At 39.5% G+C, this 24401-nt stretch carries 20 protein-coding genes and 3 pseudogenes; 1 reads left to right on the top strand and 22 read right to left on the bottom strand.

Translation table 11 applies throughout. The features are described from left to right. Nucleotide 1 precedes the first annotated feature (1 nt). The 22 genes and pseudogenes from flaJ to MSHOH_RS06025 all read right to left on the bottom strand — a co-directional run bounded on the left by flaJ (nt 2) and on the right by MSHOH_RS06025 (nt 23060). Nucleotides 2-1627 (bottom strand): archaellar assembly protein FlaJ, encoded by a 1626-nt coding sequence (flaJ, locus tag MSHOH_RS06125; RefSeq protein ID WP_048138154.1) that lies wholly within the window; start codon nt 1625-1627, stop codon nt 2-4. Nucleotides 1628-1639: 12 nt separating this feature from the next. Further along, complete coding sequence (locus tag MSHOH_RS06120) at nt 1640-3493, bottom strand: type II/IV secretion system ATPase subunit (RefSeq protein WP_048138152.1); 1854 nt, start codon at nt 3491-3493, stop codon at nt 1640-1642. Nucleotides 3494-3530: 37 nt separating this feature from the next. Then, nucleotides 3531-4247, bottom strand: a complete 717-nt coding sequence (locus tag MSHOH_RS06115; protein WP_048138150.1) for an ATPase domain-containing protein — start codon at nt 4245-4247, stop codon at nt 3531-3533. Between the two features lies 1 nt (nt 4248). Beyond that, the gene (locus MSHOH_RS06110; RefSeq protein ID WP_048138149.1) at nt 4249-4722 is read right to left on the bottom strand and encodes a flagellar protein FlaF; all 474 of its coding nucleotides are present in this window, start codon (nt 4720-4722) and stop codon (nt 4249-4251) included. Between the two features lie 4 nt (nt 4723-4726). Then, nucleotides 4727-5206, bottom strand: a complete 480-nt coding sequence (locus tag MSHOH_RS06105; RefSeq protein ID WP_048138148.1) for a hypothetical protein — start codon at nt 5204-5206, stop codon at nt 4727-4729. A gap of 15 nt (nt 5207-5221) precedes the next feature. Then, nucleotides 5222-5878 carry a hypothetical protein gene (locus MSHOH_RS06100; protein ID WP_048138147.1) on the bottom strand — a complete coding sequence of 219 codons (657 nt, stop codon included), beginning with the start codon at nt 5876-5878 and terminating at the stop codon, nt 5222-5224. A gap of 83 nt (nt 5879-5961) precedes the next feature. Next, the gene (locus MSHOH_RS06095; RefSeq protein WP_048138145.1) at nt 5962-6591 is read right to left on the bottom strand and encodes an archaellin/type IV pilin N-terminal domain-containing protein; all 630 of its coding nucleotides are present in this window, start codon (nt 6589-6591) and stop codon (nt 5962-5964) included. Nucleotides 6592-6602: 11 nt separating this feature from the next. Continuing rightward, nucleotides 6603-7193: an archaellin/type IV pilin N-terminal domain-containing protein gene (locus tag MSHOH_RS06090; protein WP_048138143.1), complete on the bottom strand. Its 591-nt coding sequence runs from the start codon at nt 7191-7193 to the stop codon at nt 6603-6605. Between the two features lie 697 nt (nt 7194-7890). Further along, nucleotides 7891-8031 (bottom strand): annotated as a pseudogene (locus MSHOH_RS25955) (IS1 family transposase); the annotation flags it as partial. After that, nucleotides 8032-8115: pseudogene (locus tag MSHOH_RS26110) on the bottom strand (transposase-like zinc-binding domain-containing protein); the annotation flags it as partial. 200 nt (nt 8116-8315) lie between these two features. Further along, a complete protein-coding gene (locus tag MSHOH_RS22000; RefSeq protein ID WP_052730741.1) occupies nt 8316-9104 on the bottom strand; it encodes a PKD domain-containing protein in 789 nt (262 codons plus the stop codon). Nucleotides 9105-9436: 332 nt separating this feature from the next. Further along, nucleotides 9437-10666: pseudogene (locus MSHOH_RS06080) on the bottom strand (ISL3 family transposase). Nucleotides 10667-10876: 210 nt separating this feature from the next. Continuing rightward, a complete protein-coding gene (locus MSHOH_RS06075; protein WP_048138140.1) occupies nt 10877-11689 on the bottom strand; it encodes a CheR family methyltransferase in 813 nt (270 codons plus the stop codon). Further along, complete coding sequence (locus MSHOH_RS06070) at nt 11680-12342, bottom strand: chemotaxis protein CheD (RefSeq protein WP_048138138.1); 663 nt, start codon at nt 12340-12342, stop codon at nt 11680-11682. Before MSHOH_RS06070 ends, MSHOH_RS06075 begins: the two co-directional genes overlap by 10 nt. Next, entirely contained in the window at nt 12339-12941 is a 603-nt protein-coding gene (locus MSHOH_RS06065; RefSeq protein ID WP_048138134.1) for a chemotaxis protein CheC, read from the bottom strand. Before MSHOH_RS06065 ends, MSHOH_RS06070 begins: the two co-directional genes overlap by 4 nt. Continuing rightward, nucleotides 12934-15843, bottom strand: coding sequence for a chemotaxis protein CheA (locus MSHOH_RS06060; RefSeq protein ID WP_082089252.1), 2910 nt, complete (start codon nt 15841-15843; stop codon nt 12934-12936). The genes MSHOH_RS06065 and MSHOH_RS06060 overlap by 8 nt, the downstream gene beginning before the upstream one ends. Then, on the bottom strand, nt 15833-16885 hold the full coding sequence (locus tag MSHOH_RS06050) for a protein-glutamate methylesterase/protein-glutamine glutaminase (protein ID WP_048138132.1): 1053 nt from the start codon (nt 16883-16885) through the stop codon (nt 15833-15835). The genes MSHOH_RS06060 and MSHOH_RS06050 overlap by 11 nt, the downstream gene beginning before the upstream one ends. A gap of 12 nt (nt 16886-16897) precedes the next feature. Continuing rightward, nucleotides 16898-17260 carry a response regulator gene (locus tag MSHOH_RS06045; protein WP_048138130.1) on the bottom strand — a complete coding sequence of 121 codons (363 nt, stop codon included), beginning with the start codon at nt 17258-17260 and terminating at the stop codon, nt 16898-16900. Nucleotides 17261-17274: 14 nt separating this feature from the next. Further along, nucleotides 17275-18078: a CheF family chemotaxis protein gene (locus MSHOH_RS06040; RefSeq protein ID WP_048138129.1), complete on the bottom strand. Its 804-nt coding sequence runs from the start codon at nt 18076-18078 to the stop codon at nt 17275-17277. Then, nucleotides 18075-18554 carry a chemotaxis protein CheW gene (locus tag MSHOH_RS06035; RefSeq protein ID WP_048143233.1) on the bottom strand — a complete coding sequence of 160 codons (480 nt, stop codon included), beginning with the start codon at nt 18552-18554 and terminating at the stop codon, nt 18075-18077. Before MSHOH_RS06035 ends, MSHOH_RS06040 begins: the two co-directional genes overlap by 4 nt. Before the next feature lie 85 nt (nt 18555-18639). Next, nucleotides 18640-20637, bottom strand: a complete 1998-nt coding sequence (locus MSHOH_RS06030; protein WP_048138128.1) for a methyl-accepting chemotaxis protein — start codon at nt 20635-20637, stop codon at nt 18640-18642. Nucleotides 20638-21041: 404 nt separating this feature from the next. Next, nucleotides 21042-23060 (bottom strand): methyl-accepting chemotaxis protein, encoded by a 2019-nt coding sequence (locus tag MSHOH_RS06025; protein ID WP_048138127.1) that lies wholly within the window; start codon nt 23058-23060, stop codon nt 21042-21044. Between the two features lie 567 nt (nt 23061-23627). On the opposite strand from MSHOH_RS06025, the gene MSHOH_RS06020 reads away from it, so the two are divergent. Further along, the gene (locus MSHOH_RS06020) at nt 23628-23996 is read left to right on the top strand and encodes a DsrE family protein (protein ID WP_048065599.1); all 369 of its coding nucleotides are present in this window, start codon (nt 23628-23630) and stop codon (nt 23994-23996) included. Nucleotides 23997-24401 lie beyond the last annotated feature (405 nt).

The raw sequence follows: 24401 nt of genomic DNA, 5'->3' as shown, positions 1-24401 counted from the left end.
ATCACATACCTTCTGCTAGACTATCGAGTACTCCATTAAATGAAAAAGCCATTTCCACTAACGGAGGGACTATAATCATCAGTATTCCCGAAAGTATGAACATAAATGTACCATAGTAGATCGCCAGGTACATCGGCCCTCCTTTTACGGCAACGATCGCAAGTAGGTTGGCAATCGTTAGAATAATAGTGACTATTACAACAAATTGCCCCAGCAATTCGAGAGGGACGCCTCCGAATATCCCCATATTCATACCGCCCATACCGCCGGGTATACCCCCGAGTTCGGACTCGTTTATATCAAACTGGGTAAAAAGGGAGTTTATAATGGTTGAAAAGATTGTAAGGATCTGCCCTATGAAAAGGAGAAGGCCAACCATCGATACATGGAGAGGTATAACAAGACTGGAAAATCCCTTGGCTATGCGTTCTCTTTTCATTCTCAAAAGGACCAGTTCAAGGTTTGACGAGCTCACGAGCTCACCTACCACTTCTGCATTACCCCCGAAATTGACAGCGTCTACAAAAACGCTTGTAAATTTGTAGATCAAATAGCTGCCCGTTTCTCCGACAAACCTCCCCCAGCAAAGGGCAGGGTCCAGCCCGGATGCCAATTTCTTATAGAGCTCCTGGCTCATATCTTTAAGCTCTCCAAGATTCTTGGGGTCAATCTTTAAAAGAGCTTTTGGAACAGTCAGACCGGACCCGCTTATAATAGACCCGAGGCTTCTTATGAAAGTTGTATAACTTTCATCCCTTTTGTTAATTTTTTCAATATCTTTTTTTGCCGCAATCCCTACAGGAATCATGGTAACTCCTGCAACAATCATCCCGACTCCTTTAATATCAATAAAGAAATCAGCAGCTGAGCCGGTGAAAGCCGGCAGAACAGTTAGCAATAAAACAGCCAGGGCTGCGATAACAAGCGTAAGAGGAGTCCACTTATAAATGTAAGTCTGTTCTTTTGATTTTACACTTAAATTATGGACTTTAGTGTCTTTTGGAGAACATCTAAAAAGCAGGCCTACCCCAAAGAAGGCCATAAAAAATATGATAAACATTGTGGAATAAAGCGTATCAGCCGGATCTCCGATATTGTATAAAATCACTGAAAGCAATATAATTATAGCTACAAGCGATGTGGAGACAAGCAATGCTGTGTATGCGTTTGACCATTCTTTCGTGGTATCAAGGTCTCTTTCGAACTCATCTTTTCTTTTTGTCTTGAATAATCTCCATTCCTTGGTGAGGAATTCACTGTCAGGTTCTCCTGCCGCTATGGCGTTTGACAGCCTGTTGAGAAGTGACCTCATTCTGTCATTCTTTACTTTTGTGGATATTAGCTCACAGGCATTGGCATAATCATAATGCCAGTGTTGAGCCAGTTCTCTAATCAGATTAAAATATTTACTTGGGCAGTACTCTTTCTTCCCAGATATGCTTGAGAATATTTTGTCCCTTGTAAGATTGGCAGTCGAGATTGAAGCCATATAAGTAAGAGCAAAAAGCATATCATTGCTCATATAGAGTTCTCTCTGGTAGCCTTGATATTTAACATAAAGCTGGTCTAAAATGGATCCTGAATTAGACTTTTTGCTAAAAATGTTTTTTATCTTATTGACACCCATCTAAACCACCATTTAGAACTGAATCCTCAGCATACCGGACTTCGTAATCTTTGCGATTGTGTTAAAAAAGTCCCAGTAGTTTACAATTCCTTCATCGTTCAGTCTTTCCAGGATTTTTGCCCGTTTTTCAATCTCATCATAAATTGCTTTCTTTTTCTTACCTGGAATTCCAAGCCTTGTGGCGATTTTGTTCTCAAGGATATACGAACTTCCCATAGCACTGAAAACATGTGTATCAGTAACAGGATCCCAGGAAAAGGCTTCAATGAAAGAAATTCCGCCTTTGTCCGGATTGTACCCGAGAACCTCATTTATACTGAGAACTCTCCTCACAAGCTTGCCGTCCGGTCTCCGTACCGCAGACTGAATGATGACAAAGTTGAGGTTATCCACATACGTTTTGGGAATGTTTATAGGATCAGCAGTAAGCCTCTGGATAAGTTTCTCAACGGTTGCAGCGTGGAACGTTGACATGACAGGGTGGCCGGTCTGCATGGCCTGGAATGCGACATTACCTTCAACTCCTCGAATTTCTCCTACAAGGATGTAGTTTGGCCTCTGCCTCAATGCTGCTTTGAGAAGGTCGAACATTGTAACATCCGAACCGCTGCCTTCTCCGGTTCCTGCACCTCTTGTACTGCCTCTGGTTGTTTCCCGGGTCCAGTTTTTGTGAGGAATCTGAAGTTCTGGAGTGTCTTCGATTGAAACCAGTTTTGACTCGGGATTTACAAATGCTGTGATTCCGTTCAATGTGGTTGTCTTACCACTGGCAGTTTCTCCGCATATGAAACCGCTCATGCCTTCACCGATCAGGATCCAGAGATAGGCTGCCATCCTGTAATCCAGAGTTCCTCCTTTTATGACCTGAAGAATACTGAAAGGAATGTCAGCGAATTTACGTATAGTGAAATTACTCCCGTTTTTACTGATATCGTCCCCAAAAACAATGTTAATCCTTGATCCGTCAGGGAGTGTGGAGTCAACTATAGGGTTTTTGAAAGTAATTGGCTTTCCTATCCTCTCTGCAAGCCTGACTATGAAATGGTTGAGGGCATCATTGTCATTGAATTCTATGACACTTCGGAGCCCCTTGAACACCTTGTGTTCAATAAAGATGGGCCCGAGACCATTGCAGGTAATATCTTCAATTTTATTATCATTTATGTAAGGGTCAAGAAAACCGACTCCGATTTTGTCCCTTATAATCGAGTATTTCAGGGCTTCATACTGTTCCTTTGTTACGTAAATGTGATTCTTCTCCGGGTCTTCTTTTGCTGGAAAAAACTTTGACCCCAATTTTTTGATCCCGGAACCAGCACCAGCAGCAGAACTGTCAATCTCTTTTTTATTGCCGATTACGCAGATAGCATCCAGGGATTCTCTAAGTATCCTTTCTTTTTCCTCTAAATTTTCAGGATCAAATTCAATCCCTGTAAGGTGGTCTACAAGCTTGATTTCCAGTTCTTTAATAAGACCTCCAACTCCGGTAAGAAGTATGGGCTCAATAGGAATATAGAAGTTCCTTACATCGTTTTTGTTTGGATAAATATGGACGTATATCTGGTCATTGACCCTGTATATCAGATTGGGATCCTCTATATCACCGTGTTTTGACTCAAGCTTGGGAACATATCTGGGTATGCCCATTGTATCTATGGGCAGGATATGCAGGTACTCCAGAAGATGAAGATTTTTTTCAACTTCGGATTTCATTTCCGGAGGGAGGAGTTTGTAAAGGTTACACGTTTTCAGGTTTGAATGGTCATGTCCGTCGTATTTTTTTGGCTTAAACGGAAAATTTGTGTATACTCCTGCATTAAGTACATGACCGTCTTCAGTACCCAGCTTTTCCTCAATGCTATCCATGTCAACCCCATGCGTGGCTAATAGTGTTTAAATTTATTTAGACTTTAGCCTGTGATATCGGAATTATTTTCAAACCGAACCCAGGCTGGACTTCAAAACTCACTATATTACCTGTACTCTTCTTGGCGCCCCTTATTTTTGAGACTTCCATAACGCTAATATAGCGGTCAGTGAGCTGTTCCTTCCTGAGGAACAGGTGACAATCACATGAAGACCGTATTCTGACAAGAGTGTCTTCTTTGAAAGCATGTTGATGTAAAGTAATGAAAATAGTATATCCTTTGTCACACAAATTTTTCAAACTTGTAAGGAATTCAAGGATATTATCCTCATCAGAATAAGTGGTAAACATTGTAAGAGAGTCGATAAAAATGACTTTTTCTCTGATACTTTTAATGTGAGTTGTAACGAGATGCAGGGTACCTTTCATCTGCTCGGAAGTCCATTCGACACCTTCGAGATGGACAGGAAAAATCCTGAAATAGCCCCAGCTGTAAAAATCCGAGATATCGAGGCTCAGGCTATCCATCTGAGCCAGCATGCTTTTAACGGTGTTCTCGGTTGAATAGTAAGCTATCCTGTGAAGCTGGTTCAATCCGCCATATGTCATTTGCTGGCAGAATACACTCTTTCCCGTATCGTTTTCACCTTCAATGAGCACAAGGGAACCCAATGGGATGCCCTCACCCAGCTTTTTATCAATTTCATCATTGCCGCTTGAGATAATGTTTTTCTTGTCTTCACTTTCTCCCATTTTATTCACCTGCCTCGTGCTCTGCGGAAGAGACGATACCGTTTTCGGTAATAATTTTTACAATGAAACTCTCATTAGATTCGAGATCAACCAGTAATTCCATTTTAACACTTTCATGGGGGTCCAGAATACCCGGATTTATGATATCAACATCAGGTGTAATGGTGTACTGAGAGTTATCCAGATAGGATACCTGACCGTTTTTTACCAGGAGAACATCCCAGTGATCGAAGTTGTATAATTTGGTCTCACCTGTATTGGCAACTGTAAAGCTGGCATGATTTGTTGAGACATTGAAGGCTATGTTCCGGATTTCAATCCTGGTTTGAAGCCTGTCCATCATGGTTTGATGAGCTGAGACGTATCCGTGGAAAGACGACTCAACAAGATTATTGGTCCCCATTGTCAGAGTACCTGCAACAACCAGAATCGTTCCGACTACGAAGAACGCTACGATTACCGTGTCAAGGCCCATTGCATCACCTTGAGAATGTGTCTGATGCTGATACCCCGTTGTAAAGGAAGAAGGTAACTTTATAAATACCACTTGACAGCTCATCAACATCAAATTTTATAGATACTTTAATGGTTTCTCCGCGGTTCCAGGTATCTCCGTCCCCGTTTTCAAGAGTATAATCCCATGAAGGATTTGAAGCAGCTTCAAACGCGGGGTTCCAGTAGCCTGAAGAAGACATAACGAAGACATCACTGAATTGTAGCTGCGACAGGGGTATATTTGAGGACCCTACATTTTTTATCCAGACATACACGTTGTCCCCGTCAGGATAAATAAAGATGATATCGATATCTGTTTTGAACTGGTCTTCCATGCTGCGAGCAACGGAACTGTAAGACTCGGATAGACCATATACGGAAGGAAGTACGGCATTAACAAAAGCCACTGCAGCTATAACACTCACTATTACGAGTATTGCTGACGATATCACTTCCTTTGACATGTATTATTCACCGTTTTATCTTTCATTCAGGATGTGATCCAGCACTTTGGAGTCAAGAGACATGTCTTCCGGATAAAGTATGTGATAAAGTCTGTACAGGTCTATAACTGCATCATCAAGGTTGTTATTTTTAATCAGGATCTCAATGACTTTAATAATAATTTCCTTAATTTCGCCGGGAATATATCCTAAGAGAGAGAATACTTCGATTAACTCCTTTATGGCGTCCTGGTCATATTTTTCCACCATATCCTTACTCCAGACAATAGTCCTGTAGAAGGAAATGGGATCAATCAGTTTTGAGTCAGCCCTTTTAGCCTGTTTTTTAGCAGCTTTTCTCAGATCTTCAAAGAGATTTTTTGGAACCTGCTCCATTTCCATATCATCAGGCTCATCCTCTTCTTCGATTTCTTCATCCTTAGGAAGCTGGTCTTCTATTGCCTTGGGATTTACTATGGCACTGGAAATATTAGCAATACCCTGAATATTCTGGAAAGGATTTTCCAGGACCCCCATCGTTTCCCTTATATCCATGAGAAGAGTCTTTATGGAGCCTTTGATCTCTGCAACCTCTTCTTCAAGGTTTGCAACCTTGGACTCTATAGTGTCGCTCTCAGCCGAAGCTACAATACTATCAATCATGGACTGGTCAAAGGTTTCCCCACTATTCATCATATCACCCAACTGTAGCATTAAAAAATAAAAATAATGGCACTCCGGAGAGTGTCATTATTGCTTGAATTTTTGTTTCGAGTTTAGACGAGTGTCATTAGAGCACTGATTGCCGGCGGTGCAGTCCTGTGGATGGTGTAGGAAGCGCCCTGAGGTGGCTTGATTTCAAGCTGGAAACCCTCATTAGCTCCTACCGTATCCACTAAGTTCATATCAACGGTTACTTCAAACTTCTCGCCCCTTTCCAAGAGTAAGTTTGAATTGCCGTTGTCGTTGTAGATGTTTGCTATCCCAAACTCTGTGGCAGATGGAACGACAGTACTGGGTCCAGCAGTTGCAGCTGCGTAAGTTGCTCCAGCTGGCAGTTTCAAATCAGTTGGGGCATGGTTTGGAGTCGTAACGGTAATAAGAGTTGTAGCCATATCGACTGCTGAACCACCTGCAGTAGGTTGTAAGCACAGTGTGACAATGTCCAGGCATTCACTACCAGCGGTGAGATCGCCAGTGGCAACTAAATCTCCACTCAGTTCAACACTGCTGCTTGCCTGCGCAACACCGGTGTGCACAACTTCCTGACTCTTCTGGGTTGTATAGAAACCTGCTCCGAGCATGACGTAGCTGAAAACTGCAGCCACGACTACAAAAGCCACGAGAACGATTGCAGCTTCAAGCCCAGTAAAACCTTTTTCGTCTTTAGAGAAAATTTTCCACATTACAAATCACCTCAGTAAACCGGATAATAATTATCTGAAGTAAGTGCAGCTGGTAATGTTCTTGTGATAGAGAGAACTGCACCCTCTGGCGGTTTTACCTCGACCTTAATCTGTTCATTTATACCAGGTAAAGAATCAGCACCGAATGTTGTACCAAGAGTCATTACTATCTTATACTTTTCACCTTTTGAAAGCAGATTGTCTGCAACTGCTGTGTTGGATATGACACCAGTATATACCCATCCATTTGCTCCAGCGCCATACTCCTGTGTTTCAGCTTCATCCTTATCAGTGTAGGTAATTATGGTCTTATCCAGGTCAACATCGGTTCCACCGGCCGTGTTCGTCACATAAAATGTAATGGACTCTGCTGTGTCGCCGGCATTAGTTGCTTTAACGATTACATCTCCGGAAGGTGCAAGACTGCTACTTGCCTGTGCTACACCAGTGTGCACGACTTCCTGGCTTTTCTGGGTCGTATAGAACCCCGCTCCCAACATGACGTAGCTAAAAACTGCTGCTACGACAACAAAGGCTATCAGCACTATTGCAGCTTCAAGCCCGGTAAACCCTTTTTCATTTTTGATTAATCGATTCCACATAATAAATCACCTTAATATTGTGATTATTATAACAGTAATTAGAATATCAAATGATATTATAAATGTTTCGGCTGTTAGAGGGTTAACTTTATATAAAGTTTGGTACAGATAAGAAGTATTTTGAATACATCCAGATATAGAAAAAAAGATTTTTTGATAAATTATTGGAAGGACATTAAAAATAAAAATAATTTATCGATATCGTTTATTAAAATGATTTCAAACATAATTCAAGAAATATTTATTTCATCCAGTTACCACATACACGTAAAAAAGGGGAATATCTTAGATATATAATTAGTACTGTCTTTTACAAATTAATTTATTAAGTTTGCCGAAAAAACACTTTTTAAATTAATTAAAATCTCTTTTATGAAAATTTAAAGGCTTGGAATACTATATTTTCGTTATTGCCGCGACATATAGTCATTGATTTGAGAATTATAAAAAGATAAAAGTATTTAGTCACACGAGATTCGATTAATCGAAGGATGCTTTTACATATATTTTATAATGATGTAGTCCATAGACAGATAAAGAACAACCATAGAAATACCTGATTTATTTTACAGATCTCCTTACACATTTTATAAAAGATCAAATAGAAAATTAGTTTCTTGTTATGGTAAGCGTGCAAAGAATAGTTAGAATAGAGCAGTCCTCAAAGTGTTTTACAAGATATCTATAATTGGTATTGTTAATTAAGTATAGCTAACTCTCTATTTCTGTATTTTATCAATAGAAGAACAGAGTACTTTAGCATTTCAATACTCTTAGTATAACACTTTGTCTTTCGTCTCAACCTTGCCAGAAAGTGCCTCAGTATGCTGTTATATCCACAATCATGGCATTTATAGCGTTGACGTCCATTAACTATGCCATTCTTTTTGTGAATGGAACTCTTACATCTTGGGCAATTCATGCAGAAAGAAACAGTGAAGAGCCGAATAAAAACAGGTATTACTTGGTTTGAAACAAAGTGAAGCATTACAAGAAATGCTGTTAATCAATTTTTAAGTAATCCAAAATATGCATTAGGATAAAAAATAAGAAAATTAAAAAGTTGCCTGCAAAGCAGGCAACCGCGTAAGTCCTAAAAAATTTAAACGAAAGTAAGTTCGTTTAAATTGTAATTACACTGGACGAAACACTTGAACCAGCTGGATTACTTGTTGTTTGTGTTATATTGTATGTACCTGATGCCGCATACGTATGTGTTGGGTTTCTTTCTGTTGAAGTAGATCCATCTCCAAAGTCCCAAAGAACTGTATCTGCGTACTGTGATTGATCAGTAAATGTTACAGTTATAGATTTAGAGAATCCAGATACAGGTACTCCATACACACTTATCACTTTTGTAGCAGTATTATTATCCCATCCGAATGTACCTTTTGTTGAACCATGCACCATTAAACTGACTGTGTAATTTCCTGGCTGTGCATAAGTATGAACTGGATTAAGCACATTTATCATTTTTGGACTTCCATCTCCGAAGTCCCATTCACGATATGTTGCATTAGTTGAACAATCAGTGAAACTAACATTTAATGGTGCACAACCAATTTCAGGACTAGCAGTGAAATTAGCAACCGATTGAGGAAGTACATTGACTTTTATATAAGCAGTTCCATGTGAACCTGGTGCCCATGTTTCAACAAAAAATCCTGTTGAAGCATTAAATGTGTGCGTTGAAGTTGCACCATAATCCCAAGGGGTGTCACTATATTTCCAAGCAATTGTAGTAGAATTAGAAAGTCCTGCATAATAAAAATCTATTATGAGTGGAGCATAACCAGTTACTCCTTGATTTCCGGGGTACAATACATCATTACAATACAATAAAGCTGATGCTGTCTGTACACAACACATTATCGCTATAAACATTAATATGAACATTTTTTTATTTACCATTTTTAAGTTCTCCAATATTATTTCAATTTCTTTTATACCTCGAACTGGCTTTCCTTAACTGGCTTTCCTTTATACTCATGATTTGACTTTCCGTTTGATGCATAAAAATAAAGCCGCTGATATAAATTGAGTTTCTGGGAGTTATAAATTATAGACTTGACAATTAAAGCAAAGTTATTCTTTATATGATAACTGACTAGCCAAAACATATGGTTTATTCTCATCATTTTTTATCTTTATTACTTAATAAACTAGTTTGTTTTTATTTTATAGCTTTTTCTTTTATATAATCTTTTTCTATTTTTATTAATATTTTTTGGCTCTTCGCTATTTCATGTGGGTAACTCAAACTTAAGTTTCCCTAATTTTAGATAGATAATATTAATAAAACATTGTACGTTTTTGAAGCTTCTTGCATTTCTTTTTTGCAACTGTACAATACTGTTAATTCCTTCCAGGATTCCATTGTTTATCTTTGAATCAAAATAATTCAGCATTCCATCCCAATGCTTCTTAACAGTATTTGCTGCTTCAGTTATTGGAGTTAACCTATTATTAGTTGCCCAGAAATACCATTTTTTGAGATATTGTGTAGCTTCTTTCCTATTTTTTGAATTCCAAAATTCTTGAAGACTTAACTTTACATTATATGCTCTTACCGTTTTCAGGTTTTGATTCTTAAGATCTAGAAACCTTTCTTTTTGCTTTTCACTCAAATTCCCTTCATTTTTGAGCCATAAGTACTTACTATTCTTCAGTTCTTTTATCGATGATTGTTCCTGTTTTCTGATGTCGTCGACTGCTTCACTCATTATTTTTATTACATGGAACTTATCAAACGTAATTTTTGCATTTGGAAATTCACTTAAAATTCCATTGATGAATGCTGGTGACATATCACAACTAATGGATTGAATCATGGTGGAAAATCCACCATGATTTGTTAAGTCCTCATTAAATCTGGTAAGAGTCGAAGAGTTCTTTCCTTCACAAACATATACAACCTTTGAATTTTCGATGTCGGCTATATAGTGATGTATTTATGTCCTTTTTTAAATGAAGTTTCATCAATACCAATTTTCGAAACTTTTGAAAAGTCCCTTTTGCTCTTGATTTTTTAACATAGTAGATTATGACTCGCCAAATCCTTGTGTCATGTTCATCAAGTAACATGACAACTTTTAATATCGGCATGCTTTGTGCCAGCATTAAGATCATTGCGTCCATAAGGAGAGTAAACCCACTTTGTTTACGAGCCCAAGGAACTTCAATTTGATGAATTCCACAGTCATCGCATTTAACTCTTGGAACTCTGCAATGCAGATAGGTCTTATATTCAAAGAAGTTAAGGTGACGCCATACTTTTTCAACCGTATCATAGACGGAACAGTTTGCACCGCTACATTTAGGGCAAGGAAAGTTAGATCCTTTTTAAAATCGATCCAAATATCAAGTTGCTTTAATTCTGGATTAAAATCGATATCTTTAATGTACCAGGGATCTTCGATATTCAAAGCTTTCTGAAAAAAGTTCTTTGTAAATGGTAGATCAAACTCCTGCAATTATATGAACGAAATAAGTGATTACTATAAGATATACTAAATATTTTATAATAAATCACTCATACAAAACAGCGAAGAGTCATTTAATTGAAAAGAAAAGAAGAAATATCTTTACAGTTTTCTTCTCCATCTAGTAAGAAAAAATAGAGATAATAGTCTGGCGAAAAAGATCTATATAAAGATATTAAAACATGGTACTTAATTAAACAATTATATTTTTTTGAAAACTTTCTCCTTCACACTTACAGGAGCAAACAGTTCTCTTATTTCAACCGGCAGAGTTTCGGACTTTCCAATAATAAGATAACCGTTGTCTGAAAGAGAATTATAGAAGTCATTCAACATTTTTACTTTTTGATTTTCATTAAAATATATCATGACGTTTCTGCAGAATACGACATCAAAATGTTTGGATATAGGAGGTTCGCTGGTCAGGTCATGCTTCTTGAAACGAATAGAGATTTTGGGAATTCTTCTTACTTTTAACTCTTCTCCGACAGGTTCAAAATACTTTCGTACAATGGAAGGGTCCATGTTTTTTAATTGTTCTTTACTGTATACTCCCTGTGAAGCGCCTTCCAGGCATTTCTCGTCAATATCGGTTGCATAAATTGACACGGTCCAGTCGTCAGGCAGAACCTCTTTTGAGCAGATGCCGATAGAATAGGGCTCCTCCCCGTAAGAGCAGGCAGCGCTCCAGAACCTGACCATATTACTTTTACACTGCTTTTTCCTTTCCATTATATCCGGCAGAATTTCTTCCCGGAAAAATATAAACGGAGTTTTGTCCCGCATAAACTCGGTAACGTTTACTGTAAGCGTGTTTATGACTTCCTTCATCTCATTTTTATCCTTTTCCAGAAGTCCCATATATGCTGTATAGTTATTCGTACCTACAGCTTTCATTCTCAGGTCAATTCTCCTTCTGAGATAACTATCCCTGTACCCGGAGAGAACAATGCCCGAAGATTTGGAAATCTTTCGAATAAGAAAGTTAAAATCATCATCAAGATTTACAACCACAGTACATCCCCTTTAGTATACTTAACGATCATACTTCCGTCCGCAGGATTGAAAATAACATTTCTGCCAGTATCCCCACCCACATCTTTTGCCAGGATAGGGATATTTTTCCTGTTCAGGACTTCCTCAACAGATATTGCGTTTCTGTCACCGATTTTGAGGATATCCAGGTTCATATGTTTAAAAACCTGGGCTCCGCCTGCAAATTTTGCAGTAATCCTGCTTTTTCTTGCTCCCATTTTTACCATTTCTTCTAACATTTTTTCTATGGCTGTTTCTGCATACTTGGTTTCTCCCTTATCTGAAGCCCCGGGAAGCAGCACGTGGGCTATTCCGCATATACCGGTTGAAGCGTCGGAAAGAATGACGCCAATACAGGAACCCAGCCCCATAACTTTTAACAGGACATTCTTTCCGATCTTGTACTCTCCTATACCGGCAGACAATTCTCCGTCCAGATTTTTAATGTTCAAATTAGACTTATTGCCAGCCAGATGATTTTTTGCGGCACTGACAATGTCACATGACCGGCAAGAGTCCTGAAATGAGCAGGTACTTGAAAGCGAACAAAAAGATTTAACCAGCACGTCCCTGCTGGTTAAAAAAATCGCTTTTCCACTTCCGTTCGAGACAAATAAAATATCCCCGCTCATAGTTGTCCCAATATCTTCATCATATCATCAAGCAGGCAGGTTTCCGGAAGCAGGGCTAAATAAATCTGTATATTGGATTCAGAGCTTAGAGATGTCTCAAACAGGATAATATGGTTGCTGTTCTTAGCCATCTGTGAAACTACTGAGTCAATGACTGCCGTAGGTACATCTACTGCGAAACTTGGAGGAGACGGGAGCAGGATTATTTCCATAAAATCAGCTGATGCGTCACAAAAAGATGAAGACAATATATTCCCGACCTCCATAATTGTTGACGCATACATCTCCTCATCCAGTTCGTCCATGCCAAATAGATCGCCTGCGATTTTCCTTGCCGACTCTTCCGGGAACATAATGTACAGATACCCGGATTTTTTTTCTTCGAGATCCTGAAGTGCTATAATAACTCCTGCAACAATGTCGCCGATGAATTCTCTGGAGAGATTTTTTATTTCTCCTATCTTGACCCTCGGAACCGAGAGATAAACATCTTTATTAAGTAACTTGGAAAGAGATGTTGCAGCATGACCTGTCCCAATATTCCCCAGTTCCTTCAGAACATCAAGTTCCACTTCGCTAAGATTTTCCAAATCAGTCATCATTATCACCTTTTATAAGCATTGAAACATCTATGATCGGTATCACACGTCCATCCCCCAGTATTGTGGCACCGATAAATCCTTTTGAGTTTGATAAAACGTTTCCAAGTGGTTTAATAACAATTTCCTGCTGGTCAATGATCGAATCAACAATCAGGCCAACTTCTTCATTTTCTTTTTCAACAATTATAGCAATTTGTTGATCAAGTTTCTCACATTCTATACCAAAAATTTCTTTCAATTCGATAATCGGTATTAGTTTATCCCGGATATAGAGCAGAGGAGTTTCTTTAACGATTTTATAATCGTTACTACCGACACTCAAAGCTTTCACAACATTAGAAATCGGGATCGCATACGTCTCAGGACCGACATCTACTAAAAGGGATTTTATTATAGCAACCGTGGGAGGCAGGTCAATTCTGATTCTCGTAAATTCCCCTTTCTTCGAATATACCCTGACCTTTCCCCCCAGTTTCTCGACAGCAGTTTTTACTGCATCCATGCCCACTCCCCTGCCGGAGATTTCTGTAGGGGAGTCTTTTGTCGAAAAGCCCGGGGCAAAAATAAGCATCCTTATTTCTTCTTCGCTTAGATTCTCTGCATCGAATGATGACAATACTCCTTTCTCAATTGCTTTCCTTTTTATTACTTCAACGTCTATGCCTTTGCCGTCATCTTCGATCTCGATTATTACGTTGTTTTTCTCTCTTCTGGCTGAGAGTTTTATATGTCCGGCTTCACTTTTTCCGGTTTTTTCCCGCTCATCAGGAAGTTCGATACCGTGATCAACGGAGTTTCTCACAAGATGGACCAGAGGATCACTAATTTCATCCAGAATCGTTCTGTCTAACTCCGTATCCTGGCCTTCGATTTCAAATTCAATATTTTTGTTAAATTTCCTGCTTAAGTCTCTTACCATACGTGGAAACTTGCTGAATACTCTCTCAATTTTTACCATCCGTATTCTCATCACTTCATCTTGCAGGCTTGAAATTGATTTATCCAGAGTTCCGGTTGCTTCTCCCAGTTCAGGCAGGTTATATTGCTGAGATATCTGAAGCAGACGCCCTTTGTTTATGACAAGCTCGCCGACAAGATTCATTATATTATCCAGATTGGAGGTCCTGACGCGGATAGTTTCCTGTCTTTGTGTTTCAAGAGGCGCTTTTGTTGAAGCTGATGTTTCAGAGAAGTGATTGCTTGAGTCAATTTCCGACTCCTCATTTTTCCGGACCTCATGTAACTTTGGTTCCGAGATATGAGTTACTTCAGACTTTTCAATCGGAGGTTGGGCTTTATTCAGCTTTAGCTCTTGATAGAAAATACCCTTATCAGAAACATTTTTATCAGGAACATTGTTTTCAGGAACACTGTCATCAGTAGCATTTTTATCAGGAACACTCCTATCAAGAATGGGCTCGTCAAAAGCCGGCTCAGAAATTTGTTCGGAAACCCCGATTTCGTCCAGTTGCAACTCCTGATCAGGAACCGCAGAACTTACCTCTGAAGCTTCTTCCAAAACCCGTACTTCCTGAGACTTCGGAACTTCAGGGGAAGATTCCTTGCATTTTTTCTTTGGAAGTATTCCAGCGGATTCGGTAGTTCTGAAACAGTTTATGGACCTGCCTATTCTGTCCAGAATATAACGCAATCTTGCTGCCAAACTGCATATACAGGAGTGAAATGAACTCGGATTGTTTGCGGCTGATGCAGCTGGATCTTCACGGATAAAGGATGAAGTTGAAGAGGCATCGGAGAGCGTTTCTTCCTCTACGGGGATATTACATTTGATTTCTTCATTGCAGGCAGCATTAAGCGGTTTAACTTCAGAAATATCGAAACATTCTATCTCGGAAATTCGATCCATCAAACCTTCAATTTTGCTGCGGTCTCCTGAAAGAAACACTTTTAAGTGACCGTCAAAATTGTTATCCAGCTCATTTTCATCCGGATCCGTGCTGGCTATGCTGCAGACATCCCTCAGTGATTCTATGATCAGAGACGCTCTTAAACCCTTCATAACGCAGTCTTTAACAATGGTTACATCCAGAACAAGATTGCAATCATACGGGCTGCAAGTACTCCTTTGTTCCATGACATCAAAGCATTCGGAATTAGAGGGCTCGATTTCAGAAATATCAAACTGTTCAATCTCCGGAATTCGATCCATCAGACCTTCAACTTTGTCCCGGTCTCCTGAAAGAAACACTTTAAAATGGCCATCAAAGCTATTGTCCATTTCGTTTTCATCAGGCTCTGTTTTAGCCAGTTTGCTTATGTCTTTGAGAGACTCTATGATCAATGACGCTCTCAAACCTTTCATAACGCAGTCTTTAACAAGGATTATATCCAGAATAAGATTACAGTTATCCAGACTGCAGGTCTTTTCATTTTCAGGTTTCTCCTGACATTCAGAGATTGAAAAGACATTTTCCTCTGGCTGCCGTGTAGACATTGTTGTCGGAGATGAGACTTCCTTTTCTGCAGATAAAGTGCAAAGAGATGTATGTTCTTCATTCTTCGATTTATCGTAGTTTTTAAAAGCTTCAATCAGATCGTCTATTTTTACATTATCATTATCTGCACTCTCTATTTGTTTGACAATGTCTGTTATTCGGTCGACTGTTGAAAGTAAAATATCAACCAGTTCGCCGTCGATCTCTATATCTCCGTTTTTTATGCCGCAGAGGACTTCTTCCATATTATGGCACAGGTGCTCGAGTGATGAATATCCGAGAAATCCAGCCATCCCTTTTATTGTATGGGTTATTCTGAAGATTTCATCAATTGCAGCAGCATCTCCGTTTTCCAGGTCCACAAAAGATTGATTGTATATATCCAGACACTCGTATGTTTCTTGAAGGAAATCGTTTTTATAGGCTGCCATATCACTTTCCACTGCATTTCACCTCCGACATCCTCACTATTTCTTCAGGGATCTCAAAAAGGGGTTTCACAATATCAATACCTCCAGCTTCTATCGCAGCTTTTGGCATTCCGAAAATAACGCAGGTATCTTCACTGCATGCGATTGTGGAACCGCCTGCATCCCGTATCTTTTTAAACCCGGCAGCTCCGTCAACCCCCATACCTGTAAGGATAGCGGCGACTATGTTCTTTCCATATACATCTAACACGCTTTCAGCTGTCACATCAACTGCAGGCATTACAGCATGAACCGGCTGACCTTTTACGAGTTTTATTCTGACGATGTCCAGAGCCTTTCTAACGGTCATATGGTAGCCGCCAGGGGCTATGTAAACAACACCTGCATTTACTTTTTCATTATTCCTGGCTTCCTTTACTTCCAGTTCTGACAGAAAATTCAGTCTTTCTGCCAGTTGCCTGCAAAAACCGCCTTCAGGCATGTGCTGGACCACAAAAACCGGTGCAGGCAAATCGGCTGGAAGCCTTGGAATCACCTGTTCAAGAGATGAAGGGCCTCCGGTAGATGACCCAACCAGAACCCCAAAATTTCCGGTACATTTCCATTTCCCCCTGACAACCTCACCCTTAAATTTCCTCATATTAATTAGTCTTAATATGTTAGGGTTTGAGCTGTGAATGTTTCTTATTTTATCAACAAGCTCTCTCTCAGCCTTATTCACATCATGGTGAGATTCGGATTTTGCAGTAAAATCTATTGCTCCAAGCTGCAGAGCTTCTAATGCCTCTTTTGAGCCCTCTGTAGTCAGGGTGCTAAACATGATTATGGGGACAGGGTCCGTACTCATAATGGTTTTAACAGCCGTCAGCCCGTCCATGACTGGCATGTTAACGTCCATTATGATTATGTCAGGGTGTAATGCTTTTGACTTTTCTACAGCTTCTTTTCCATTACACGCATCTCCGACTATCTTTATGTCAGGGCTGCTGGCAAGCATGCTTCTTATTGCCATCCGCATGAAGGCAGAATCATCAACAATAAGAGTACGAATCATGCTATCCCCTACTCATTCACCGACTACTTTTTTAATCTCTTCAATGACTTTGGGAGCCTGGAAAGGCTTTATAATGTAGCCTCTTGCTCCCAATTTTATGGCTGTCTTTACGATATTTTCCTGCCCTATGGCAGTGCACATCACAACTTTAGCGTCTTTATCAGTGGTCTTTATTTGCTTTAATGCGTCAATTCCTGTCATTTCAGGCATGACAACATCCATTGTAACAACGTCTGGCTTGAGTGTGCGGTACATTTCCACAGCCTGCTTTCCATTTTCGGCTTCCCCTGCGATATCAAATCCGGCACCGAAAAGAATGTTTTTCAGAAGTTTTCTCATGAAAGCTGTATCATCGACAATTAATACTTTTGCCATATGTATCCCCCGAATTATCTCTTAGATATTTTATCAACCATACTTACCCCGTGAGGAGTCAATTCAATTTCTTTTCTAATTTTTACGACTTTAGCCAGGCCAGAATCGACAAGGCGATCATAATAACTGTTTAATTCATCTGTTGACATTCCAGCTATATTTTCAATTGATGCAAAGTCCAGCCCGGAATAGATCAGAGTAAGAATTTCCATTTCGTTATCGGACAGTTTAATTGCAGGTTTGTGTTTTTCGAAGAGCCTCTGAAGGTAGCCTTCAAGCATTTCCAGCGTACTTTCCGGGCAAAGGACCAGGCTTGTTACTACATTACTTTTTTCAACGTGAGAAAGGACCAGAACCTTTCTTTGTTTCCCTCCCACATCTCTAAGATCTGTTTTGACAGATCCGAGATTCTCAATTGGGATTCTTTTCTGATTTTTGGCGGACAAAAACCAGAAACCCTCATCGGTTACACTGAAATATCCTTTTTCCCACTGTGCACCCGATGAAACAACACCCCCAACAGTAGCGGACGATAGGAAAAACACTGCAAATTTATCTGCTTTGAGATTAAACGCAATGTATTTGAAAACCTGTTGATGAAGATTCAGAGGCAGTTTAATTATGAACTTGCCATCTTTTTTAATCTTGATGCAACTAACACCTTCTATATCAATATCTTCCAGGTCTTCTATTTCCTTGAGGGAGATGCTTTTTTTACCTATAACAAGGTCACTGTCAGTTATAATCAGTTCAACATCCACCCATCCACCATTATCATAAGTTTTAACAGGAGTTCTAAGGTGGACTTTGTCGGTCATCCCTTTATCTCCTTCAACTCGTCTTCACTGAACAACTCTTTAAGGTCCATTAATGTGAGAAGCCCGTCCTCAAGTTTACCAACTCCTTTCAAAAACTTAGAATCATCTCTCAAAGCCAGGAATCTGGGGATTTCTTCGATATTCTGAGAAGATAGGTACTTGACTTCACTTACACTGTCAACCATCATCCCTATAGTAGCATTATTGTATTCGACAACAATAATTCGGGTATTCTCATCATTCTTCTTCGATTCTTTACCCAATCTTTTTCTGAGATTGATAATTGTTGCAATCTGTCCTCTAAGGTTCAGGACTCCCTCTACAAAGCCAGGCACATTTGGAATTCGGGTGATCTGAGTTGGCAGGATAATCTCTTTTACCTGAGAGATTTCGACTCCATATCGCTCTTCTCCAAGACTGAAAACAATCACCTGAATTGTATTATCCACGTTTACGATTTGACTATGATAACTCATTTTACCACCTAAAAGAGGGTTTATAGAAACTGCATGATCCAAACTACTGCATCTCATTAGCCCCCAACTCAAACGGATTCAACATTCAGTATATTTTTGGGTTTTTCTTTCTGTCAAAACTTTGTGGTTTTCCAGAAGATGGCTGACTGTTTTTCTGTTCTCCCGATACCTGGAAATTTTCTAAGAGAGTATTGACCGTTTTCTGAGCAAGCTCACTAACATTCTGCACAGAATTGCTTACCTGCTGCATTGCAGCTGTCTGCTCTTCAATTGCAGCCGAGGTTTCTTCACTGCTTGCTGCATTTTCTTCGGCTGTAGATGCGGTCTCACTGATGCTTTTTTCGATATTCTCAATTCTATCCAGGCCTTCTTCTGCAAGCCTGTCAAGTTCGGCAAGCATGGAGTTTATAGTGGCAACTGCTGTAGCAATCTCCTGTCCCTTGCCTAAAGCCTGTTTAATGTTCTTGCTTCCGGTTTTAGCCTGACCGTCTGCGGTGTTAATAGCTTCTGTCACTTTCTTGGTCTCTTTCTGGACGTTTGTGACGATCTCATTAATTTCATCAGTGCTCTTTCTCGAATCGGCAGCAAGTTTTCTAACCTCATCAGCAACAACGGCAAATCCCCTGCCGTACTCGCCAGCTCTTGCAGCTTCGATGGCTGCATTCAGGGCAAGAAGGTTAGTCTGGTCAGCAATGGACTTGATTTTCCCTGTAACGGCACCGATATTATTCACCGCATCGTCGAGAGAGTGGACGATATCTCCAAGTTTGGAAATTTCTGCAACAAGCTGCTCCACTTCTTCCAGAGCCATGTTGCTGAGGCCCTGGGCTTCGTCGCTGGTTTTACCTGCCTGGGAAGCATAACTTGAGGATTTGGTGGAAGAATCACTTAACTTTCTGAAGATTTCCTGGGAAGATTTTATATCAGAAGCTGCTGTACCTGCATGCCTGGAAAGGTTCTCAGAACCGGTTGCAATCTGTTCCGCAGCAGTTGAAATCTGTTGCATGCCCGTGTTCATCTGGCCAACAGCTTCTTCGGACTGCCGGGCTTCTTCCAGGGTAGTAAGCATGTCTTCCAGAATGATTTCAATAACCGACTTCAGATTGGCAACAAGCCTGTTGAACTCGTCAAAGGTCTTGCCAAAATCGTCGTCCTTAATCTTTTCGAGATGAGCTTCAAGATCACCTTCACCGATTCTTCTGATACCCTCTCCAAGGTCCTTCAGACAGGTGTTGGTATAATTTAAAAGATCCTCAACTTCTTTCTCCTTCTCTTTCATTTCGGTCATATCAGTTATGATCGTAAGATTTCCGATGATTGCTCCGGTATCGTCTTTTATAGGTACGGAAGAAGTCACTGTGTGCAGAGGTTTATCCTGAGCCTTAAGTTTAAGTGTCCGCTCAAGGTTGTAAACCCCTTCTCCAGTTTCCAGGACTTTTTCGGCAAGTGATTTTTTGGTACTGCTCTCCATTAAATCAGAAGGAGAAAGACCTATTGCTTCAGTTGCACTTTTAAATTTGCAAGCTTTCACAAAGTAATCGTTGATGTACTTTATTTTTCCAGAAGAATCCACGTAAAGTGCAAGTGACGGCTGGGGTATGCTGCTAACAATTGCTCTCTGGGACTCTTCTCTCCTTTTTATTTGAGGAGTTACATCCAGAAACACACCGTCAATGTAAGCCAGGTTTCCCTTATCATCGTTCACCAGATGAGCCTGTTCCTGAATGAATATTGTACTGCCATCTGCGTTTTTGATTCTGTATTCGACCTGATAGGGAGTTCTGTTTTTCATCGCTTTCTCTACAATCTTGTCGATTACCGGAAGGTCCTCTGGATAAACAAGATCAGACCAGGACAGTTTCCGGGTAATAAAATCCATCTTGGAGTAACCGGTTAGTTGTTCCACACTTTTACCGATATAATGTATCGCCCAGGAAGACTCATTCGAAACTCTGAAAACAGTTACTGGAAGACTATCTATTAACAAGCTTATTTCTTTTTCTTTGGAATCAATGTTTTCAACTAAATTTTTTGATAAGTTTTTTTGTTTTGTCTTTCCTAAATCAGAAACTATTGACGACATGTCCAATCAATCCCCTAATGATTTATATAATAACTATGTTTATAATTGGAGGAAGTATTTAAATGTATAGGTGAGAAAAAGAAAAACTTCTATCTGGCTAGCGCCCAGTAGACTGTTTAATCTAATTTTGAGAATATTTGACTAGAAAGAGACTTTAGAGTTTATTTTTTTTTTCATTAGCCTAGATAAAAAAATTTAGATCAAATTATTCAAGTATGGGATTATAAATAGAATATAAAGACTGCAAAAATAAATTACTCTGGTAATTCCACATTATGCAATGTACTTTAAAAAGTGGCGAAAAAAAAACAGGAACGAGGCTCATTTTCATGCTGTACTAAAATAGGGCTAATAGAAACTCCTGGTTTCATTAGCCCTGAGCTCAAAAAACCTGAGGTTGGTATTCAGTATATTTTTGGGTTTTTCTTTCTGTCAAAACTTTGTGGTTTTCCAGAAGATGGCTGACTGTTTTTCTGTTCTCCCGATACCTGGAAATTTTCTAAGAGAGTATTGACCGTTTTCTGAGCAAGCTCACTAACATTCTGCACAGAATTGCTTACCTGCTGCATTGCAGCTGTCTGCTCTTCAATTGCAGCCGAGGTTTCTTCACTGCTTGCTGCATTTTCTTCGGCTGTAGATGCGGTCTCACTGATGCTTTTTTCGATATTCTCAATTCTATCCAGGCCTTCTTCTGCAAGCCTGTCAAGTTCGGCAAGCATGGAGTTTATAGTGGCAACTGCTGTAGCAATCTCCTGTCCCTTGCCTAAAGCCTGTTTAATGTTCTTGCTTCCGGTTTTAGCCTGACCGTCTGCGGTGTTAATAGCTTCTGTCACTTTCTTGGTCTCTTTCTGGACGTTTGTGACGATCTCATTAATTTCATCAGTGCTCTTTCTCGAATCGGCAGCAAGTTTTCTAACCTCATCAGCAACAACGGCAAATCCCCTGCCGTACTCGCCAGCTCTTGCAGCTTCGATGGCTGCATTCAGGGCAAGAAGGTTAGTCTGATCAGCAATGGATTTGATTTTCCCTGTAACGGCACCGATATTATTCACAGCATCATCGAGAGAGTGGACAATATCTCCAAGTTTAGAAATTTCTGCAACAAGCTGCTCCACTTCTTCCAGAGCCATATTGCTGAGGCCCTGGGATTCGTCGCTGGTTTTACCTGCCTGGGAAGCATAACTTGAGGATTTGGTGGAAGAATCACTCAACTTTCTGAAGATTTCCTGGGAAGATTTTATATCAGAAGCTGCTGTACCTGCATGCCTGGAAAGGTTCTCAGAACCGGTTGCAATCTGTTCCGCAGCAGTTGAAATCTGTTGCATGCCCGTGTTCATCTGGCCAACAGCTTCTTCGGACTGCCGGGCTTCTTCCAGGGTAGTAAGCATGTCTTCCAGAATGATTTCAATAACCGACTTCAGATTGGCAACAAGCCTGTTGAACTCGTCAAAGGTCTTGCCAAAATCGTCGTCCTTAATCTTCTCCAGATGAGCTTCAAGATCACCTTCACCGATTCTTCTGATACCCTCTCCAAGGTCCTTCAGACAGGTGTTGGTATAATTTAAAAGGTCCTCAACTTCTTTCTCTTTGTCTTTCATTTCGGTCATATCGGTCATGACCATGAGGCTGCCAATAATGGAATCAGTATCATCTCTTATCGGCGTGGCAGAAGTTATTACATATATCGCTCGGTCTGCACCCCTGAGTTTAATGAACCCGTCAATGTTATAGACCCCTTGTCCAGTATCCAGCACTGTTTCAGCAACCGATTTGGTTTTCCCGGTACCATGGACCAGAGTACTGCTTTCCACTATGTCAGAAGGGGTCAGCCCTATCAGCTCATTTGCACTTTTCTGATTGCAAATTTCGACAAAGTAGTCATTAATAAACTTTATTTTTCGAGAAGAGTCTACTAAATATGCAAGAGACGGCTTTGGAATGCTGTTAACAATCGCTCTCTGGGACTCTTCTTGCCTATTTACCTGTAGAGTTAAGTCCAGGAATACCCCATCAAAATAAGCGATATTTCCTTTATCATCTTTTACAGGATGAGCCTGCTCCTGAACAAACACAGTATTACCGTTGGATTTTTTGATTCTGTACTCAACCTGATAGGGAGTTCTGTTTTTTATTGCTTTCTGTACAACTGTATTTATAATGGAACGATCCTCTGGAAGGATAATGTCAGACCACGACAATTTTTGGGAAATGAAATCTGTTTGAGAATAACCGGTAAGCTGTTCTACATTTTTGTTTATGTAATGTATCGTCCAGGCAGACTCGCTCGATAACCTGAAAACAGTTAATGGAAGGTTATCTATTAGCCAGCTTAATTCTTTTGCATTTGAATCTATGTCTTCAGTAATTTTTTTTGTAAGATGTTTTTGTGGCATAAGGTTTGAATCGTAATCTAACGAAACCATAATGCAATACTCTCCCAATAGTTTATATATTCACTATAAATATAATTTGGTAAAGTATATAAAGATATAGGTAAAAATAAACAGTTATAAAAATTAGGTTTCAAGTTGTCCATAAAACATTCAACCAGATAAATGCAATTTTCATAGTTTTAATTATGTCTTGTGCACTCAAAGTTTCTTATTAAATCCATTTTTGAGCCGATTATTAATTTTCATACTCAAGAGTAGCAACTATATAAAAATAAGATGAAAAAGATTGCATCGGATGTGACAATATCAGTTAAATAAATTTTCAAAATATGACTCTATAATTAGCCCCATACTTTATAAATTTTTTTGAGTCAAAGAGTTCAGACGTTTTGGAGGTAAAAGATCACTCGTATAGTTTCATGACGCAGTAGAATTGACTAAATTAGGTATATGTACAGACTTTGCAAGTTTCCAGGAGAGTTAACAAATTTATATAATTGGAGTGAAAAAATGTATATATCCTCAGTTTCAATGTGAAACTTTATATACATCCAGGTAATCTGTTTCAGAAAAGTATTATTCAGACCTGGGGTTCTTATGACAAAAGTCGAAAAGGTATTACTGCTACTCAAAAATATGGTGTATGAAAGCACCAGCCCGCAGGAAACTCTCAAGTTTGCTAAGTATTATAGGAGTAAAGGGCTCGATGTTCTGGTTATTCTGTGGGGACCTATGGGAGTGTTGCTTGCAAAGAAAGATAAAACGAGAGGGTCACCCAAGTACGATGCCTCAGTTCAGGAATGCATCGAGATGGGAGTAGAGTTCAGATGCTGTCAGCTTGCCTCAGATATGATTGGGCTTAAGAAGGAAGAACTAATCCCGGGAATTGAGTTTATTTGCTCAAAAGATGTGGCTGAACTTTTTCTGACATACAGAGAGGAAAACCAGTTGATTATAAACTTCTGAATATGACAGCTTATTCGAGGTCAACTTTAAAGGATATTTAAAGTTATTTTAAAATCTCTTTTAAAATAATTACTTAATAGTTATTATTCAATAACTATTTTTCTAAAGATTTCCTGCATTGTTTTTATGAAAGGTTTCAAAGTTGATTTTAAATTCATTATTGTCCTGTAGCATTTTCTTCTTTATCCAGGATATCTTCTTTATCCTGCTAATCTTCTTCTCAAGAACTCAATTCAAGACTGCAAGCCTGATTTACCATCCAAGATATATTTGCGGAAACCAAACCAGATAGGGAAAATATTCTTAAGTTATTATAAACAACTATTACAAAAAAGGCAACAGTTATTATACTTTCCAACAATATCCTTGAGGACTATGTAAGATAGTCTAAAAAACTGTTTTAGA

It is taken from the genome of Methanosarcina horonobensis HB-1 = JCM 15518, assembly GCF_000970285.1.
Taxonomy (GTDB): Archaea; Halobacteriota; Methanosarcinia; order Methanosarcinales; family Methanosarcinaceae; genus Methanosarcina; species Methanosarcina horonobensis.
This window is presented reverse-complemented; position numbering and strand designations above follow the sequence as displayed.

What these genes read in the sequence shown, in the direction of transcription:
- flaJ (WP_048138154.1), bottom strand. Translation starts at nt 1,627, where the DNA reads ATGGGTGTCAATAAGATAAAAAACATTTTTAGCAAAAAGTCTAATTCA.
- MSHOH_RS06120 (WP_048138152.1), bottom strand. Translation starts at nt 3,493, where the DNA reads ATGGATAGCATTGAGGAAAAGCTGGGTACTGAAGACGGTCATGTACTT.
- MSHOH_RS06115 (WP_048138150.1), bottom strand. Translation starts at nt 4,247, where the DNA reads ATGGGAGAAAGTGAAGACAAGAAAAACATTATCTCAAGCGGCAATGAT.
- MSHOH_RS06110 (WP_048138149.1), bottom strand. Translation starts at nt 4,722, where the DNA reads ATGGGCCTTGACACGGTAATCGTAGCGTTCTTCGTAGTCGGAACGATT.
- MSHOH_RS06105 (WP_048138148.1), bottom strand. Translation starts at nt 5,206, where the DNA reads ATGTCAAAGGAAGTGATATCGTCAGCAATACTCGTAATAGTGAGTGTT.
- MSHOH_RS06100 (WP_048138147.1), bottom strand. Translation starts at nt 5,878, where the DNA reads ATGAATAGTGGGGAAACCTTTGACCAGTCCATGATTGATAGTATTGTA.
- MSHOH_RS06095 (WP_048138145.1), bottom strand. Translation starts at nt 6,591, where the DNA reads ATGTGGAAAATTTTCTCTAAAGACGAAAAAGGTTTTACTGGGCTTGAA.
- MSHOH_RS06090 (WP_048138143.1), bottom strand. Translation starts at nt 7,193, where the DNA reads ATGTGGAATCGATTAATCAAAAATGAAAAAGGGTTTACCGGGCTTGAA.
- MSHOH_RS22000 (WP_052730741.1), bottom strand. Translation starts at nt 9,104, where the DNA reads ATGGTAAATAAAAAAATGTTCATATTAATGTTTATAGCGATAATGTGT.
- MSHOH_RS06070 (WP_048138138.1), bottom strand. Translation starts at nt 12,342, where the DNA reads ATGAGCGGGGATATTTTATTTGTCTCGAACGGAAGTGGAAAAGCGATT.
- MSHOH_RS06065 (WP_048138134.1), bottom strand. Translation starts at nt 12,941, where the DNA reads ATGACTGATTTGGAAAATCTTAGCGAAGTGGAACTTGATGTTCTGAAG.
- MSHOH_RS06050 (WP_048138132.1), bottom strand. Translation starts at nt 16,885, where the DNA reads ATGATTCGTACTCTTATTGTTGATGATTCTGCCTTCATGCGGATGGCA.
- MSHOH_RS06045 (WP_048138130.1), bottom strand. Translation starts at nt 17,260, where the DNA reads ATGGCAAAAGTATTAATTGTCGATGATACAGCTTTCATGAGAAAACTT.
- MSHOH_RS06040 (WP_048138129.1), bottom strand. Translation starts at nt 18,078, where the DNA reads ATGACCGACAAAGTCCACCTTAGAACTCCTGTTAAAACTTATGATAAT.
- MSHOH_RS06035 (WP_048143233.1), bottom strand. Translation starts at nt 18,554, where the DNA reads ATGAGTTATCATAGTCAAATCGTAAACGTGGATAATACAATTCAGGTG.
- MSHOH_RS06030 (WP_048138128.1), bottom strand. Translation starts at nt 20,637, where the DNA reads ATGTCGTCAATAGTTTCTGATTTAGGAAAGACAAAACAAAAAAACTTA.
- MSHOH_RS06025 (WP_048138127.1), bottom strand. Translation starts at nt 23,060, where the DNA reads ATGGTTTCGTTAGATTACGATTCAAACCTTATGCCACAAAAACATCTT.
- MSHOH_RS06020 (WP_048065599.1), top strand. Translation starts at nt 23,628, where the DNA reads ATGACAAAAGTCGAAAAGGTATTACTGCTACTCAAAAATATGGTGTAT.